Annotated in this window: 19 protein-coding genes; 2 read left to right on the top strand and 17 right to left on the bottom strand. The window is 45.2% G+C overall.

What is annotated here, in order from left to right:
- Window positions 1–79 precede the first annotated feature (79 nt).
- Window positions 80–2,176 carry a sulfatase-like hydrolase/transferase gene (locus FHS90_RS16050; protein WP_182513799.1) on the top strand — a complete coding sequence of 699 codons (2,097 nt, stop codon included), beginning with the start codon at window positions 80–82 and terminating at the stop codon, window positions 2,174–2,176.
- Window positions 2,177–2,670: 494 nt separating this feature from the next.
- On the opposite strand, the gene FHS90_RS16055 is transcribed toward FHS90_RS16050, so the two are convergent.
- The 5 genes from FHS90_RS16055 to FHS90_RS16075 all read right to left on the bottom strand — a co-directional run bounded on the left by FHS90_RS16055 (window position 2,671) and on the right by FHS90_RS16075 (window position 7,092).
- Window positions 2,671–3,825, bottom strand: coding sequence for an SDR family oxidoreductase (locus FHS90_RS16055; protein WP_182513800.1), 1,155 nt, complete (start codon window positions 3,823–3,825; stop codon window positions 2,671–2,673).
- 400 nt (window positions 3,826–4,225) lie between these two features.
- Window positions 4,226–4,822 (bottom strand): DoxX family protein, encoded by a 597-nt coding sequence (locus FHS90_RS16060; protein ID WP_343049744.1) that lies wholly within the window; start codon window positions 4,820–4,822, stop codon window positions 4,226–4,228.
- Between the two features lie 169 nt (window positions 4,823–4,991).
- On the bottom strand, window positions 4,992–5,264 hold the full coding sequence (locus FHS90_RS16065) for a hypothetical protein (protein ID WP_182513802.1): 273 nt from the start codon (window positions 5,262–5,264) through the stop codon (window positions 4,992–4,994).
- A 205-nt stretch (window positions 5,265–5,469) separates the two neighbouring features.
- Window positions 5,470–6,714, bottom strand: a complete 1,245-nt coding sequence (locus FHS90_RS16070) for a hypothetical protein (protein WP_182513803.1) — start codon at window positions 6,712–6,714, stop codon at window positions 5,470–5,472.
- Window positions 6,715–6,753: 39 nt separating this feature from the next.
- On the bottom strand, window positions 6,754–7,092 hold the full coding sequence (locus tag FHS90_RS16075; RefSeq protein ID WP_182513804.1) for a potassium transporter KefB: 339 nt from the start codon (window positions 7,090–7,092) through the stop codon (window positions 6,754–6,756).
- A 440-nt stretch (window positions 7,093–7,532) separates the two neighbouring features.
- Between FHS90_RS16075 and FHS90_RS16080 the strand changes: the two genes are divergently transcribed.
- Entirely contained in the window at window positions 7,533–7,865 is a 333-nt protein-coding gene (locus tag FHS90_RS16080) for a hypothetical protein (RefSeq protein WP_182513805.1), read from the top strand.
- 170 nt (window positions 7,866–8,035) lie between these two features.
- Here FHS90_RS16080 and FHS90_RS16085 read toward each other — a convergent pair whose 3' ends face one another.
- From FHS90_RS16085 to FHS90_RS22300, 12 genes are all read right to left on the bottom strand, one after another.
- Complete coding sequence (locus FHS90_RS16085; RefSeq protein WP_182513806.1) at window positions 8,036–9,076, bottom strand: alpha/beta hydrolase; 1,041 nt, start codon at window positions 9,074–9,076, stop codon at window positions 8,036–8,038.
- Between the two features lie 599 nt (window positions 9,077–9,675).
- Window positions 9,676–10,131, bottom strand: coding sequence for a hypothetical protein (locus tag FHS90_RS16090; protein WP_182513807.1), 456 nt, complete (start codon window positions 10,129–10,131; stop codon window positions 9,676–9,678).
- A gap of 155 nt (window positions 10,132–10,286) precedes the next feature.
- Window positions 10,287–10,853 carry a hypothetical protein gene (locus FHS90_RS16095; protein ID WP_182513808.1) on the bottom strand — a complete coding sequence of 189 codons (567 nt, stop codon included), beginning with the start codon at window positions 10,851–10,853 and terminating at the stop codon, window positions 10,287–10,289.
- A gap of 1,087 nt (window positions 10,854–11,940) precedes the next feature.
- Window positions 11,941–12,507 (bottom strand): Crp/Fnr family transcriptional regulator, encoded by a 567-nt coding sequence (locus FHS90_RS16100; protein ID WP_182513809.1) that lies wholly within the window; start codon window positions 12,505–12,507, stop codon window positions 11,941–11,943.
- A gap of 178 nt (window positions 12,508–12,685) precedes the next feature.
- Window positions 12,686–13,048, bottom strand: coding sequence for a hypothetical protein (locus tag FHS90_RS16105; protein WP_182513810.1), 363 nt, complete (start codon window positions 13,046–13,048; stop codon window positions 12,686–12,688).
- Between the two features lie 93 nt (window positions 13,049–13,141).
- The gene (locus FHS90_RS16110; RefSeq protein ID WP_182513811.1) at window positions 13,142–13,795 is read right to left on the bottom strand and encodes a hypothetical protein; all 654 of its coding nucleotides are present in this window, start codon (window positions 13,793–13,795) and stop codon (window positions 13,142–13,144) included.
- Between the two features lie 82 nt (window positions 13,796–13,877).
- Entirely contained in the window at window positions 13,878–14,681 is an 804-nt protein-coding gene (locus FHS90_RS16115) for a hypothetical protein (protein WP_182513812.1), read from the bottom strand.
- Between the two features lie 91 nt (window positions 14,682–14,772).
- Window positions 14,773–15,132, bottom strand: coding sequence for a hypothetical protein (locus tag FHS90_RS16120; protein ID WP_220483088.1), 360 nt, complete (start codon window positions 15,130–15,132; stop codon window positions 14,773–14,775).
- Between the two features lie 94 nt (window positions 15,133–15,226).
- On the bottom strand, window positions 15,227–15,628 hold the full coding sequence (locus FHS90_RS16125) for a hypothetical protein (RefSeq protein WP_182513822.1): 402 nt from the start codon (window positions 15,626–15,628) through the stop codon (window positions 15,227–15,229).
- Between the two features lie 89 nt (window positions 15,629–15,717).
- Window positions 15,718–16,209 (bottom strand): hypothetical protein, encoded by a 492-nt coding sequence (locus tag FHS90_RS16130; RefSeq protein ID WP_182513813.1) that lies wholly within the window; start codon window positions 16,207–16,209, stop codon window positions 15,718–15,720.
- A 67-nt stretch (window positions 16,210–16,276) separates the two neighbouring features.
- Window positions 16,277–16,966: an MltR family transcriptional regulator gene (locus FHS90_RS16135; RefSeq protein WP_182513814.1), complete on the bottom strand. Its 690-nt coding sequence runs from the start codon at window positions 16,964–16,966 to the stop codon at window positions 16,277–16,279.
- Window positions 16,967–17,043: 77 nt separating this feature from the next.
- On the bottom strand, window positions 17,044–17,323 hold a 280-nt coding region (locus FHS90_RS22300), incomplete at its 5' end, for a hypothetical protein (RefSeq protein ID WP_220483089.1).

Consider the following 17,323-nt stretch of genomic DNA (forward strand, 5'->3'; position numbering starts at 1 on the left):
CGCTCTTAGCACATTAGAAAACAACTACACCTTCCGCCCGCGGGCGGAAGAATAACAAATAAAACCCCGCGTACCGTACATGAGAATTTTGAAACGAAGCGTAGCCCTTCTACTAGTAGGGGCACTTTTTTCCGCGCAGGCGGTAGGGCTGGCCAGGAAACCATCGGCGGTGCCGAAAAAGCAGCCCAACATCATCTTCATCTTAACAGATGATTTAGGGTATGGTGACTTGGGCGTGCTGTTCCAGAAACAGCGCCAGAAGAAGAACGACCGCAGCGAACCTTGGGCCTTTACGCCCAACCTGGATAGAATGGCCAACCAGGGCGCTATTCTCAACAGCCACTATGCCGCCGCGCCGGTGTGCGCGCCGTCCCGGGCGTCTTTTCTGCTGGGGCAGAGCCAGGGCCACGCCAACGTGCGCGACAACCAGTTTGACAAAGCCCTGGACAACAACCACACCATTGCCAGCCTGCTCAAGCAAGTGGGCTACGCAACGGCCACCTTCGGGAAATGGGGCTTGCAGGGGCAGCGCGAGAAATGGACCGCCCACCCGCTGGACCGTGGTTTTGACTACTACTACGGCTACATGCGTCACGGCGACGGCCACGAGCATTACCCGGTAGAGGGCGTGTACCGCGGCCCCAAAGAAGTCTATGAAAACCGCCAGGAAGTTTCTGCCGGCTTAAACAAATGCTACACCGCCGACCTCTGGACCGCCAAAACCAAGCAGTGGATTATTGACCACACCAAGAGCAAAGGCAAAGAGAATCCGTTCTTTATTTACCTGGCCTATGACACGCCCCATGCTGTCTTGGAACTTCCCACACAGGAATATCCTGCCGGAGGTGGATTAAAAGGCGGTCTGCAATGGACGGGTAAGCCGGGGCAGATGATCAACACCGCCTCGGGCACCGTAGACTCCTGGATTCATCCAGACTACGCCAAGGCTACCTATGACCATGACAAAAATGCGGCAACCCCAGAGGTGTCCTGGCCCAACGTGTACCAGCGGTACGCCACCTCGGTGCGCCGCATAGATGACGCCGTGGGCGATTTGTTGCAACTGCTCAAAGACCTGAAGCTAGATGAGAACACACTGGTGGTCTTCACCTCAGACAACGGCCCCAGCCTGGAGTCTTATCTGGAAAAGGTAAAGAATGACCCTGATTTTTTCAACAGTTTCGGGCCGTTTGACGGGGTGAAACGTGATGTGTTGGAAGGCGGCGTGCGCATGCCGGCGCTGGCCTGGTGGCCAGGTAAAATCCCTGCGAACCACGTGATGAAAACACCCAACGCCAGCCATGACTGGTTCACCACGTTTGCCGCCGCCGCCGGGGTACCCGCCCCCGCCAAAGCCGATGGCGTATCCTTGTTGCCCGGCCTGACCAAAAGCGGCACCCAGCCCAAGAGCCTGGTGTACGTGGAGTACTTCAACAATGGCAAGTCGCCAGATTTTGCGGAGTTTCACCCAAGCCACCGCAGTAAGAAGCGCAACCAGATGCAGCTCATCAGGCTAGATGATTTGGTGGGTGTACGCTATGATATTCAGGGGCACGCAGATGACTTTGAAATCTACAACGTGGAGAAAGACCCGCAGCAGACCAAGAACCTGGCCCAGGAGCCGGGTATGGCCCAACTGCAGCAACAGATGAAAGCCAAAGTGTTGCAATCCCGCATGCCAGACGCGCAAGCCGCTAGACCGTATGACAATGAACTGGTGCCCGCGGTAGCCGTGGCCAACACCAAACCGGGTCTTGTCTGGAAAGCCTTTAACGGCAACTTTGGGTGGGTGCCGCAGGTGGTGAACCTCACGCCTTCGGCCGAAGGCCAGGCCGGCAAGCCAGATGCGGCGGTGACCAAAGACAAGAACAAAGGCGCGCTCTATTTTGAAGGGTATCTGAAAGTGCCCGCAGACGGCACTTATACGTTCACTCTCACCACCCACAAGGGAGCGGTGCTGCGCCTGCACGAGGCGCTGGTCATTGACGCCGATTATGGGTATGCCGCCAATTCAGAAAAACAGGGCAAAATCAACTTGAAAGCGGGGCTGCATCCTATTAAGCTGTACAGTCTGAAAGGTGCCACCGCCCAACCCCAGCTTGTCCTGCAGTGGGAGGGACCGGGAGTTGCCAAGGCGCAGATTCCGGCTTCGGCCTTTGTTAGAGACAGCCAATAAATAGCATATCGGCGTAGCCGAAAAAATGCTTCTGTTTTCGGTCTGATTTCTGAAAAACAGGCCGAAAACAGAAGCACTTCCTTTTATATTAGAACGGGGACATGGCTTTTTTCTTTAGCACTCCTCTTCATGCCCCCCAGTAAAGATAACCCGGAAATGTCCGCAAAGTGGCGGTGCCCATCTTTTACATCTAGGTGCCTGTACAGACGGAAGCTCTTTTTGCAAGCTATTTCAACATTACACGTTGTACGGCATTACGCGTAGTGCGGCTGCTTTCCTGTTTTGGGGCTGTTTTCTGAAAAATAGCGCCAAAACAGGAAAGATTTTTTCTGGTAACAGGAGCCTCACGGTACGTGGCATAGTATGTCTTTTAGCTATAGCTTTTTATACCAGGGAAGATGTGCTTTCCAAACCAGAAAGCAGACGGCTAAAAAAAAGTGGTACCACCTTTTGGCAGTACCACCTATTCAACGGTTTAAAGGGGCATCAGCAGATTAGAAACCCGTATTGGTGACACTGCCGTAGCCAGTCTGGTTGCTGGCCGGAGTGGTTGTGGTTGTAGCGGCCGGGGTAGTAGGGGTAGTAGGGGCTGCAGGGGTGGTACGGCTACCGGTTACATACCTTTTTCTCCCGGGCTGCTTGCCGTTCTTTTTGTTGTTGTTGAGCAAAGCCAACACCGCTGCGCCCGCCGCCAGGGCCAATACACTTGTTTTTACCGGGTTAGTAACCGCGCGGGTGTACAGGCTGGTTTTCATGACATAGCCTTTGTGGTTGCCGCGTACATTGCCTGCCGTAGAAGGCTGGTGCAGAGAGCCCTCTCTGTTCACGGGCTGGCCATCTTCTACCTGCTCCTGTGACATTACCTTTGAGCTTACCCAGTCCATCATGCCCGGGAAACGCTTGTTGAGGGCGCTCATGACTTTTCCGCCGCCGCCCACCATGATGTCACGGTACGGAGTGGTAGCCGCCGTAAGGATAGCATGGGCTACTTCCTCTGGCGTATAGACTGGCGCGGGCAAGGTGAGCGCTTTGCCCGTATAGTTCTTGGCGTGCTCAGGGAACGGCGTATCAATCCCGGCTGGCTTGATCAGGGTTACGGAGACCGGGGCTTTGTCTTCCATCAGTTCAATGCGCAGGGCATCTGTGAAGCCCTTCACGGCGTGTTTGCTGGCGGCATACATGCCCTGTAACGGCAAAGAAATATCTGAAACCTCGCTGCCCAGGTTGATAATGGCACCGCCTTTGTTTCTCAAATGCCTGGCGGCGGCTAGGGAACCGTAAACCACACCCCAGTAGTTGGTGTCAAACAGACGGCGGCTGTCTTCATCAGAGACCTCGTCTAAACGGCCGTAGATAGAGCCGCCGGCATCGTTTACCCAGGTGTCAAAGCCCCCAAACTCCTGCATGGCCACGTCTACAATCCATTGAACCTCCTCTTTGTGCCCTACATCGGCCACGCAGTGGAAAGCCTGCCCGCCCTCGTTCCTGATTTCCTGCTCTATTTCTATCAAGGCTTCCCGGTTACGCGCGGCCAAGACTACTTTGGCTCCTTTCCGGGCGGCCGCTTTGGCAGTGGCCAGGCCTATTCCGCTGGATGCGCCCGTGATCACTATTACCTGCTCTTTAAGGGGTTTTAATTTAACTGTCATGCTCTTCAAATTAATTTAATACTTGTTTTCAAGATGTTAGCAGCTTTTTCTTACGGGGTGTATCTGCAGAAGATTCAGTATTACTACCTGTTGGGGCCAGAACCTGAAGAATAAGAGAGACGGCGAAGGAAGGGCGAAGCAGGTAGGGCCTGCGGTAATACGTTTCAAGCAGAAGCTAAAAACAAGGAAACCTCTGATGGAGATGCACCAGGGGGCTACATTCCTGTTTTCGGCCTGTTTTCTGAAAAACAGGCCGAAAACAGGAGTGGGGGTTTTGCCAATCCCTCTTGAAGGGCACCGGTGCCGGATGGGGTAAAAGGGGCTTGTGATCCCTTAAAGGTTCCTTATTATAGACCCGGCCGGAAGATGGGAGAAGAACGTAGAGGTGTGAAGGGGACACTCATTCCTTAGAGAGCTCATACGCTTCTAAACACTTTGCAAGGGATTGGCCGTTTTGATGAATACAGTCGCAGAAATTGAAGCAGGCGGCCGGGTTGTCAGTCTCGGGGCACTGTGTTTGGCATTGTTTTAGGCTGTTGTAAGGCATTAGTTCATACCCGTAGAAGAACCACACCATCACCAATGCCACGGCAACCCCAACTCCCGCAAAGAACATGGCTGGGAATTTTGTGTTCAACTCTTTCCACCGGGGCAGGGCTGCGGGTGCGGTTTCATGCTTGATAGGGAGGATCAGTTTCCAGGTGGGGTAATACCAGCAAAGCAGATACAAGTTGGCCAGCACCATTAAGAGTGAGGTGACAAAAGACCCCTCAAACCGCACCGATATTGATAGGATACAGATGTTAAAGATGATGGGAAAGTAGAGGAGGGCACCCAGGAGGGCGGTTCTGGGGATCAATAACAGAAGGGCCGCCGCCACCTGCAACACCCCTATCATGGTGTAGTAGTACCCGGTATGGTAGAGGGCTTCTAAGTAATTCCCCATGGGGTGGTTCACCGATAACACCGTAAACCGCTCCCCCAGAATTTTTGTCATGCCTGAAGGCAGAAACCCTGCGGCCAGTGCCACCCTGTTGAAGATGGCAAACAGATAAAGCCACCGGTTACCCCTTGCTTGTGCATAAAGCCGATCTAATTTGGTTGAGATACGCATCTGTCCTGTAGTGAAGCGTGGGCGACTCGGTTTTCTTTGCTTATGTCTAGTTCTACCATTTGTCTAGCATGTCACCTACATCACTCACCCCAAGGGTGAACAGGAGGATCACCAGCCCGAACAGGATTTTCAGCAATAACGGAACAGTGAAGTCAAACCATTTCCTGAGCAGGAAGCTGGCTGGAGGCAGGTAGATACAAGCAAGAAGAAAGTAGGCAATGCCCGGAACGGGGTGCACCAGCAGCAGGTTCAATACGCCTATTGCCACCAGTAAGACGCCAAACGCCCAGTTGAAGATACTTTCCAGATTTACGTTTTTTCCCATTGGTTATTCCTTCTCTGTGATAAGCGCATGTTAGTATTTGTCATTTGTATTGAAAATTCCCTTTGCAAGAACCTGGCGTTGGCCTTTTTCTCCCGCCATAGTGCCGGTGAGGCTGCCCATGTTGAGCTTCACCGGCCCCTTGGGTGGTAAATTTTAGCCTGTGGGCCGAATGTTACACTAGCCCAAGGGTACACTGCCACCGCCCTTACCTAAACCCGAAGAGTAGCGGGAATAAAAACGTTACAATGATGGTCCAAACCACATAGAGGGGCAGGAAAACAGCAATGGGTTTGCCTACCTGGGTGAGGTCAGACTTCTTTAAAAGGACCCGGTAAAGTTGGGAGGTCACCCAGAGAAGGTTGAGCAGCATGAGCAGGTTTCCTCCCAGCACGGCGGCGCGGTTAGGGGTAATTCCCCACTCAGTTATCCTGAACAAGATGGCAGACAGGGCCAGTCCGTTTACAAGCACCGTAACCGCAGACAAAAAGAACAGAACCCAGACTTCTGCCCGGCCTTTACCCGACGTTGAAGTTTCTGCCACTGAAAAGAAGATGATGGCCATCACGCCAACCAGCAACGCATTAAAAATAAGCAGGAACTCCCGGTCATTGTAGGGGTCTTTGCCAGAATACACCATTGCCGCCAGATAAATCACCAGCATGATGAGTACCAGGGGGCTGAAAATCCGGGCAATGACGGGTGAAACTTTCCCAACCAACTGCGGATTGGTTTGGGTAAGGTAGGTGCCTAAGATGGGGGCTGCCGGTAGCCCAAAGACTACCACATTCTGGAAATAGAACTCTTCAATTTGAAACCCAATGAGGGAGAAGAGCCCAATGGTAACGCCCGTCATGATGCCACCCGCTAGTACTATTAACGTGGTCATGACCAGCAGGTCACCATTGTACCGGAGATACCCCAGTCTTCTGTCCAGCGAGTTTTGCGGCCTCCCTACAAAAGAAACGCCTAGGATAGACCACAGAAACAAGAGCAAATGAACGCAAGACAGAAGGAGGGTATCGCTCTTCTGAGTGGCAGGCAGCCAATTGATGAATAGAAGTCCTGCTAACGTGGCACCCACCAACAAGGCGCCGGTACCGGCAGAAAGCTTATTCTTCCAGGCAAAATAGGCCGTTAAGGCCGGGAAAATGATGAACCCTATATTCCTGGGGTAGAAATACGCTTCATGAATGGAAAACAGTGCCGGAATTTTGGCAATAAACCCTGCCACCAACGCAGCAACTATGACAAATACCAGCTCCCGGCTGGTGCCCCAGGTAAGCTCCTCCGTTTGGTAGTGTAGGCGTTCATTCCAGAAGTCAGCCAGGGCGGTGCCTTTTACCTCTGGGTAGAGGGCGCTGAACTCCCGCCTGAAGGAGGCCTTATTCTCCCGGTACAGTTTTTCCAGCTGCTTGGGGTCGTTGAGGCTGATGCGGATTTGCTCTTTCATGGGTGTATGGACTTTATTTTATGGAACAGGAAGGAGAAATTAATCCCACATGGTGCCGTCTAAGCCCAGGACAATACCAAAGAACAACCCGATGAGGTAAATAGCCACTCCCAGTACAAGGGCTAAGGTTTTGTTCAAAGTGCCACGGGAACTAAGGTGGAGAAGGAAAGAATAGCAAGCTCCGCCCACTGCACCGGCTAAAGGGGTAAGGGTCAAAGGCCTGATCTGCCAGAACTGGCCCCATTCTGGATGTGGGGCATCAACTCCGAAAACAAAAAAGGAAATGGCCAGAAAGGCTATCACGGTACCCACCAATACAGGGGTTACAGAGACCATGGGTTGGTTGGAGGGGGCTGGCAAATGTTGCTGCTGATTCATAATGCGTGGATTTTAAGGTGAAAAATTAAATTTGGTTTGTAGTTAAAGTACTTTGTTGTTCAAAGTTAAAAGGCAAAAAATATACCTGTAATGTCACTAAGATTTGTAAAGTTTTTCAGCGATTCTCATTAGGATGGTTGTCAAACGTCGGGGGGTGAGGTAATTCATTAAAGTACTTTGCGTTTCAAAGGTAAATGATTTTACGAAACTTCAATAAATCAGTTGATAATTTTTTTCATGGGCCTTTCAAGGCAGAGAAGAGATAGGGGCTGGTAATCTGTAGTTATTGGTTTTGATCAGCGCATGATGAGATGTTGAGTTTACTGGCAAAGTGTGCCAGAGAGAGGTTCTGCGGAAGCAGCTTTTGAGCCACATAGCAGCGTGACGGGGCATAGAAGGTGTGAGCGCAGGCAGTTGTGTGGCGCTTTGCGGCTTAGAGCATGTTTAAATTTGTCTTTTCCGCTGCAAATGGGTATCAAAAGAACCTGACATCGCATTTTTCTCCCACCATAGCGCTGTTATGCGGCTCAAAAAACGCTTCGTCAGAACCTTTGGCTCCCAATTTTCGCTCGCAAAACCAAAATTTAAACAAGCTCTTAAAAGAAAGCTTTATACAAAGATGTGGTTTAGAGTTTTCTTTTAACCTTCTGGCGCAAGCATTCGCTAATGGCTTATCAACTAGTAAATTTCTGTTTCTGGGCTGTTTTTGTGAAAACAGGACCAAAACGAGGGCACAAGCAGGCGCTTTCACAGGCACCTTTATATGCAGCTAACGGGAAGCTCAAAACTGCTTTCTTCTCTGAACTAAGTTGGCAGAAAGCCACACCTTGTGGTTGATGGTAAACAACTTTATCTGGCAGCCTTTGGCCGACAGTTCATATAACTGGGAGACCCTCAGTTTTATGAACGCATCTTTATGCGAAGACCTGGTTCTTCTGGAATACTATCGCTTTAAAGCCTTTCTTACCGCTTTATACTGTGCGTCAATCACCGCCTGGTTGTGCCCATGTGCTGCGCCAGGCACAAGTACAAACTCTTTCTCAGGGGCTTTCACTTTGTCAAAATATGCTTTGGTGACTTCTTTCGCAGTTAAAATGTCTTCCTCTCCCTGAATAAAGTATACCGGGATTTTATATTGGAAACCATTTGTCATGAAATCTATCCCAACCTCCATAGATTTGATTCCCATAGCTTTATGGCCGGCGTAATGGAGAAAAGAATAGTCATCTCCGTTATACCGGTCATTGGCGTCTTTCTCATTGTCATATTCGCTCCGCACCTTCCACCATGAAACGGGGGCAGGAGTTGAATTCTCCCGCTCATACTTTTTGATGATGCGCATGAGCTGGCCTGATTTTCTGGCATCATCATAGGGTGGGGGGCCTAAGGCAACCAGCTTGCTTATAGATTCCTGGTCCTTGGCGGCCTGAGCCAATCTTGAAACAGTCTCAAATGCCCGCCGAAATCCTGCTTCTCCGTTGACCACTTGTGAATGGCCTATATAGGCCGTGAAAAGATCAGGACGCTTTAAAGCCATGCTGGCTCCCAATACAGATCCCCAGGAGGTTCCTATAATGGTTATTTTCCGCTTCCCAAGGTGTTTGACCAGGTACTCAGAAAGCTCAATTCCGTCTGCTGTCATGCGCTCTACCGTCAATGGGTTTTCTATCCAGTAGTCTTCGGTGACCTTTGCAGGCGCATTACGCCCGAAGGTCCTTCCTGCCCCCCGCTGGTCCCAGTACACCAGAACAAAATCTTTTTTCCAGTAGCCGTAGATGGCGTCATCATACTGACTCATGCTGCTGCCGGGGCCTCCATGCAGAAACAGGATTACAGGATTGGTTTTATCTTCCCCGCTAATGGTCACCCACTGCTCTATCCCGCCAATGGGGATAAACTTTTGCTCATGAATAGATTTTGTTTGTGCGGCTAACCTGCCAGAAAAGAATACGAGGAACAGGACCAGGATCAACGTGGGCTTCATATAGCGTTAAAATATTGGGGAGGGTGTGTTTGCTTTTGAAATGGTTCAAATATCTGGGTATACTGGCACAGGGAAAACGAAAGCCAAAAAGTTGAACAAAGCTGGCATTGCCCCAATGTTCATGCATGGTCCTCCTGGCAAAGATAGTTGAAATGGCGCTATTGTACTTTCTCATTTAGAACTGGGGTGGCGTCATGATACATCACTCTAGGCTGAAGTCTTTCCTGGATGTGATTAAATTGGGTCCTGCAGTAGTTTGTCCAGTTCCTACATAACGCGACCAGATGCTCTGGCAGGCCAAAAGTGGGGAGCATCTGAGACTGCTTGGCTCCTGTAGCCCTGTGAGGTGGTTGAAAAAGAACCTGAAATCTTTAAATTTCAGGCATGTAGTTAATTGAGTAGAATGGGCCCCTGCTAGGAATAAGAAAAGGTGCAAACATTTACAGCCCATGTTGTAAGGATTGCGGAAGGGGGGAGAAACTAGCGTTAAAGTTCCCTTACAGAAATCAGAGTGGCGGTAAGACAGTCAAGGTCGCATTTGCCGGGCACGGTTAGCGGTAAAGCAGTTTACAAGATGTTCCGCCTCTAGTCATCTGGTATCAATGGGTCCTGCTAAAAATGAGGTAGGTGTGAAGGTTATGGAATCCTAAAAAGATAATTGCTGCCAGAATGAAATACCAACGTTTAAACGGGAGTTTAAAATAGAAGGCATCACCTATCATTCCCATTCCTAGTAACCATAATAACGGTGTATAAGCAGGTGCCATAAATCCCCAGACAGTATTGCTCCATTGGCTATCTGGTACGTAGATCAAAAGTAGCCATGAGGCAAAGTACAGTAAGGCTCCGGTAGCATAAAGAAACAGACCTTTCTTCTGTAGACTTGTTACCACTTTTAAGGGCATACCTAAGGCGATCGTAACAATGATCACCCGGGAAATATTTTCTCCATATGTCAAAAAAGCTGGGATTTTATTCCAGAAGATTTCAGGCTGAAATGCCTTCGGGAATTTATGGGCCAGAGCTATATTCCAGATAAAAATTGGGATGAACAATAAAAAACAGTTCCATATATCTTTGAAAAGGATGTCTTTCTATCTTAGGCTTCTCCATTATTTAATTTACCTGTTGCTTTACTGCCGGCAACGCGGGCGTGTGCCAAGCTTTTGTCCCCTGCAGAATAGTGGTACCTGTTAGGCCCTGTGCTTGTTCAGCCGAATACTATTTTCTGTTCCGGTGCAAGTTCTCTTTTTTCAAGCCCTTGGAGGTGGTCTATTCGTTTTAAAATTGTCATTCTTATCTCCTTTGGGTTTATAGACGACTTGTCTTCTCTCAATTTCATCAGATTATCCATTGTTATCCTTTCTACAAGGTCACCTAGGGTATTCATTGGAAGGGTAACTCCCCATGTGTTGGCTATGAAAGTTAGGCTCAGCGTGAAGATGAAGGTGCATGCACCTATCAGTTCGTTGAAAAACAGCAAGACAAATGAAGCAATGAGAGCGGCCGCACCAGCCAACTGAAACCAACCGGGGGCCTGAAAGTAGTCAATCTGTATGCCTAGCTGGTTACCTATAATGCCCAGGTTCCTTTTTCTAATTCTTTTTGGGAATAAGTCTTTTAACGCAGCATTACGTTGTATGCGTTCTTTGTCAATGCCAAGTTCCTCTACCATGACCCGTCTTACTTTGTAGAACGCGATCTGGGTTGTGCAGTCATTTGCAAGAGGTTGGCCAGACTTTACAATAATAGTATCTATCAGCTCCTGAAAAGTCATGCCGCTGTAAAGCTCTAACTCCTCAAAGCCTATCCCAAAAGTTTGTACCAGATGACCTATGAATTCATCACTCTCATCAGCATGTAGATAGATGTCTTCTTTCGTGATTTACAGAGGGAACAGTAACGTACCAGCGTAGGGGTGGGTTTTCAAAACGATTTACTGTCTTCTCACGGCAAAGTACTTAGAAGCTGAAGGCTCAATTTTTGGCGTTCAGCCCACATTATGCTTGTACAATGTTACCGGTTGGTTGTTTTCTTCCTTACTTTTCCTGTTTTTATTACCAAGGGATTTCGCCAGTTTCAGGATTGGTTTCTTCGCTGAAGAACTTACCGGTTGGTCCTTGTTGGTCAATTAAGGCATAGTTTATAATTCGTTTTGCCGCAACTTCCACTTTTCCTCCATTCTGGAAAGTGAAATCAGTACTTGTATAAACTGTTCAAACGGCATTTACTCTAAAGGCAGTATCACGTAACTCATATGCTAAATGAATGGTTGTACATATTCAAAGCGGCTGTTGATGCGCCATATACTGCCTATTTTACAATGTCATAAGCTGGCCAACTGGGGTCGCTCTGCAACGAAAGAGAACTTACGCTGGTACTCACGTTTATAATTCTTGGTTCAGGAGATTTTTGCAATAAATCAATGTCTGTGTAACTTTTGCTACACCAACTACATTGGTGTTAAAGGCAGCCATAAATTAGTCTGAGCTTGATTCAAGTGCTGTGTACGGACTGCCTCCATTGATGCCGCATTATTGATGAGAACATCTAAGAAGCTGTTTTATACCGATTTCTTCCCAGACAGATTTAACAGAATGTTCATCGGTTACATCTAACGGCACCACTTCCACATTAGTCAGTCTTTCAGATTTTAATTTTACAACTGCTTCTATACCGTTTTTTAAGGTTCGGCTTCCCATGTATACCTAATATCCTTTTTGAAAATAATTGTTTTGCCGTTTCAAAACCTATGCCTTTGTTGGCTCCTGAAATTTATGTTTTTTACTTTTCTTCTGTTTTAAAATTAATAAGGCTAAGGTTGCCCAATTAAAAATAAAACGGTTTTCAAATGGTAAAAGCGATTAGCGAATGTTTTTTCTTATTCTGCTCAGAGATTGTTGAGTAACACCAAGGTAAGAAGCAATGTGTGTTAATGGGATGCGGTTGATAAGGGATGGGTAGTTTTCCAAAAAATCTAAATAACGTGTAGTAGCATCTTGTGAAATTACCGGACCCTTTCTGGATTTTTGGTGCATACATAGGTGTACCATCTTGTTTTTTATCTTGTCCCAATTAACAATGATATGGGAAAGTTCCTCCCAGTCTGGTTTAGGAAATACAATGAGTTTACAGTCAGTACAAGCCTGTAAATATTCTGAAGATACAGTATTTGCCTCAAAATTGACATAATCAACTACTAAACTGTTTTCACTTATAAAGCAACGTGTAATTTCCTCCCCCTGCTTTTTATAATAACAACCACGAATAACTCCTTCCACAACAAAACCCACTTGCCTTGGGACTTTTCCTGCTTCTGAAAAATACTCTCCCTTTTGGAGATCTAACTCCTTTGCTTTACTTATGACTAGGTTGACTTGCTGTTGATTTAGAGTTCCAAACTGTAAAATGTAATCTATTAGTTCTTTCATGCTGGCAAGTTAGCAGGAGCTAAACTTTGAATAGTGGTCATTTGGTAAAAGTGCCGGTCATGATGATGATCATGGTTGGGTTAAACGGTCGCCTACAGCCGGCGTTTCTGCAATGTTATAGCCTGTTTTTCTTTGAAAGTGCATGCAGGAGTTCCATTTTCTTTGGTTCTTCTAAAGTTCACTTTCTCATGGTGTTCAAGTTGACCACTTTTGCAAAATTATCACCACTCTCAAATATGTAGTTGTACTTATTCCCCTCAAACCATACCACGGCATAACATATTTCGCCTCCATGCTTTTGCTGAAAAAAGCGTTTAGACTTTATCTCTCCAAAAAGTGCTTTCAAATTGATTGTCTCTGCTCCGTCTAGTTTTACTGTTTCAATTTGATGGGATGCAAGGTCACTGTGAATATGCTGTAGCCCTGCCGTTGTCCCTGCGCGTTTGAAGTCTTTGTAAATAAAAATTGAATCTGCTTCAATTTGACAGAAAGCAGGAACTGTCAATAGTATCAGAAATGCTAGGAGCAGGATCTTTTTCATTGTTATAAATTGGCTATGAAGGTGTTGTGGAAACAGCGTGCACGGCCCACGGGCAAGATACTGTTTATACAATCTTAGCGGGAGCTTTTTCTTTTAAAACAGTCCCCTGGCTTTTAGTACTCCCTCTTTTTTTACTTGTAAGAGGTCCTTAATGTCTGTTCCTCTTCGCGCGATTGCTTTAGCATTTTTTAACTTAAAATGAGGTGCTTTATATGTCATGTTTAACTGTTCAAGATTAACAACTTCCTTCTTTCTGCCATTTACAAGTTCAATCGTTACAGGTTTTTTGAATTCTAGCTGTTTAAAGGCAATATTCTTTTTGTGTACTTCTGGTTCAAACCGGTACGGATCGCCAGGGCTTGCCCAACTACCATTTTTAGTTTTGTAGACATCAAAATACTGGTACTTTTCATGGTAAAGCTTCCCATTATGCTCTGAGACAAATAAAAGAACGTTCTTATAATTGGAAAATGGCGGCTGACCGTAATGGTCGTACACTTCAAATTCGATGGTGTCGGCTGTAAAGTCCCCATAAACATGCTTCAGAACTTTGTACTTTGCCTTATAGGCATTGTCCAGGGATATGGTTGTTCTGAATACACCTGGGCTTATTTCCTCTTTTTTATTGGCATCAAAAGAATCTAGACTGATTTTCTCTCCTATAAAAACATACAGTTTATTTCTTTCCTGTGCGTGGGTGGTAGACCATAAGAGAACCAAGAAGAAAATTAGAAATAGTTTTTTCATAAATGACGGATTAACGTCTAGTGCATGAGGCGTGCGAGGCCGTCGGCCGTAGCTGGCTTATGCACCTTGTTAGGCAATGTTTTTATTTCTTTAACGGTACTGCTTTTGCAAGCACTATTCTATCTTCTTCTCTTATGCCCTTTTTCTCTGCCACGGAAAAGGGAGTATAAACTGACACTATCAGAGAATCGCCTTCTGCATAGGCTGCTACAACATCTTTGTTGCTTAATAGCTTTGGTGAGGCGTTGTCGAAGCTTATGTAGTATAGGTCATTTCTCTCTTTGTTAAAGAGGATTTTAAAGTAGTAGATTTTGCTTACGTCTTTTTTTATTGTTCCCAAGATTTCAAAATCTAATCCCTTATCATCCTCCATTACATTTATCGTTACTGCTGAGACGGGTATGGTATCTTGATATTTAGGATAGCTTTTGCCTTTTTTGGGAAACCAGTAGCATCTTTCGCCCTTTGAAAGCTGCTGGAAATACTCCTCACATAACTTGATTGTGTTCTTCTCAAGGTTGTATTTGGCTAGGGTAGCATCCAACTCTGATTCGGTATCGTACTCTGAATACAGCAAGCTATTTGTGTTGATTAAAAACCATCTACCCGTATCATTATAGTTTACATCAGGAATTTTGCCATAAATATAATTTCTAGTTACTCCGAAGGCTAAGACCTGAATGTCGTTAAGCTTTTTTATGCCTTGAATTCCCCATTGTTCAGGATAGGTGCTCGTAGCCCTGAAAGGAGGAATTATAGGTACGTGTCGAATGTCCCAACCAGCTATTGACTCGTAGAAGCCATCATCTCCAGATTTGCCCTCCTTAGGATTGCTGCAACTGAAACTAATTGCAAGCATCAACCAAATGACTAGCTTCTTTTTCATTTAAAATATTGCCTAACGGTCTCGTACATGAGGCGTGCTAGGCCGTCGGCCGACGCATGACTTATGTACAATGTTGGGCAGTCGTTATTTTTTATTTTTCTATTACTACAAATTCTCTTTCTAGTATTACTCCGTGGGCAATCCAGCAATCAGATTTCTCCGTTCCTACTTCATGTCCGTTTATGCAAACCTTATTGTTTCCATTTAATCCATCTAAGCCGCAACAGCCCTGCAATCTAATTATGTCTGGATGGTTCTTTGCATTTTTCAAGTCGGCGCAGTTGATGATTATTTTACCCTCCGTTCCTGTATAATATTCACCATCACTTATGAATAATTTTCCAATTGGGACATAGCTTTGTTCGTCGGTTTCATTCAGAAGAGTCGTGTCATCAAGGGATTCTAACTCTTCTGTTAATTCGATACCGCACTTCCCGCATTTAACCTTCATTTATTATTTATTAATGCTGCCCAACGGACTCGTGTAAAAAACGTGCTAGGCCGTCGGCCGTAGCATGATTTTTATACATTGTTGGCACAAGTTTTTATTTTAAAATCTTCTGAATTGACTGCTCGTCCACTTTTAATGACTCTAAAATAAACCGAGCATATTTTTTGTCTTTCGCTTTAAGTTCTTCAAAATCCGTTAACAGTCCTGTTGCTGCCATTCTTTCATTGGCTGTCATTCCCTCTAATCCATGAATTTTCCTAACTCTTTCAGTTACCTTTTTCTGAAATGAAAGCCAGGATTGTCTAGCATTTATTCTTTCAATTATTTCCTCGTCTTTATCATTGTAGATGTCCCGTAAAGTGGATTGATTTAGGTCGGGAACCTCTTTGAATTGATTGATAGATAGGTTAAATAAAGCTTGCCCAAATCTCTGGTTCGGATTTTCTTCTAAGAAGGCTTTAATCAAGTCCAGTATGATTGTGTGTTCTTTCTTCATTTAAATTTGTGCCAACGGCTAGTATAAACGACGGCAGAGGCCGTCGGCCGATGCTGGCGTTTATGCATTGTTAGGCGTAGATATTTTTTTTAAAGACTGCTTATTTTTAAGTTCTCAAGCCTGTTTATTGTTTTTAGGTTTTTATCATAATTAAAAAGTCCTTTTCTACACAAAACATAAAGGCTATCCGACCAGAACTCCATTTTCAATAACTTTTCAGATTGGTCTCCATGAAAAGCAACCCTATGAATTCCATTTATTACTTTCCCTTTAGATGTAATCTCCAATCTTAAAGGTATTGAGTCTGCGTTATTCGGTGATTTTATAATTTCCCATTTCTCTGGTTGGCTATTGTTGTCGGGAGAAATGACCTCTTCGCATCCATTGGTTATTGTCGGAAATGTAGACGCCTCACCTTCTTTGAAGAAAATCACATTGCTGTTTAAGCACCCTTTGACGTCATTGCCATTGTAAGTTATAGTATCGATTGTCCACATGCCTTTGATTGTTTCCTCTACTTCGCTTTTACAGCTAGTAAACAGGAAAGCTATTACTATAAACGGTACAGCAATTCTTTTCATTCCTTATTATTTACGCCTAACGGACTCGTATAAACGACGTGTAAGGCCGTCGGCCGAAGCATGCCGTTTATACATTGTTAGGGGGTGTTGTTTTTTCAACTGTTTTCAAAACTTTCACACTTGCCTCTTGAACGTCCTTAATGTAGTCCATCATCTCTTTTCGGATTAACTCTTCCTTATTTGGACTGTCCTTATGAACTTGTATTAATAGTTCATGGTAATTTTTTATATTCGCTCTGTGCTGAGCCATTGAATCTTTTAATTGTTGCTCTTTAGTAGCATCTTCTTTCCTTTCTTTAATATTTTCAACTTTATCTTTTAAAATATTTATCTTACTAAGGATTCCATAAATAGTAGATATAAAAATCTTCCTTGAGCTTTCTGATGAATCTCTATAATGAGATTTTAGATTCTTGATTATCTTGCTAACTTCTTTATTATTAAAGTCAATACTGTATTTTGAATGAGCAAACTCATTCCTAATTTTTCTAATATAGTTTAAATCATTGTAAGTTTCTTTTGAAATTAGTCCAAGTAGAAATGCTATGTCAATCTTTGAAGACAAAGTTGCTAAACCTCCATTATTGTCAAATATTTTCTTTTGAATAGTGTTGTTTTGGACTAGATAGCTTTGTATTAATTCTTTAAGTTCTTCATCTAAATACGAAACGCCCAATAAAGCGCATCCTCTATCAGTTTCTTTGTCCAATTCCAATCTCAATTGAGATATTTCTTGTAGTTTCTCTAAAATTCGCATTTCATTTTTTTTTATTTTTTCAATACCCCCTAACGGCTAGTATAAACGGCGGCGAAGGCCGTCGGCCTAGCTGGCGTTTATACAATCCTATGTTTGTAAAAACTAATTAACTTGTATAAAAGAGAAGAAAGGAAGGAACAAGATTTATTATACAATAAGGCCCTTGTAAGCCTGTCTAACATGACAATCCCCTTCCTTTTCCTATTGTCACTTTGGAGAGTTCCATAAAGCCCGAGAGCTTGCATCAGGATAGATAAAGCCCCAATAGTCTTCTCCCTTTCTGTTTTTGTTAAACTTACTAAAAACCCTAAGCTATGCAAACAGTGGTCGGCATTGATGTGAGTAAAGAAACCTTGG

The sequence above is a fragment of the Rufibacter ruber genome, assembly GCF_014138425.1.
GTDB lineage: Bacteria > Bacteroidota > Bacteroidia > Cytophagales > Hymenobacteraceae > Nibribacter > Nibribacter ruber_C.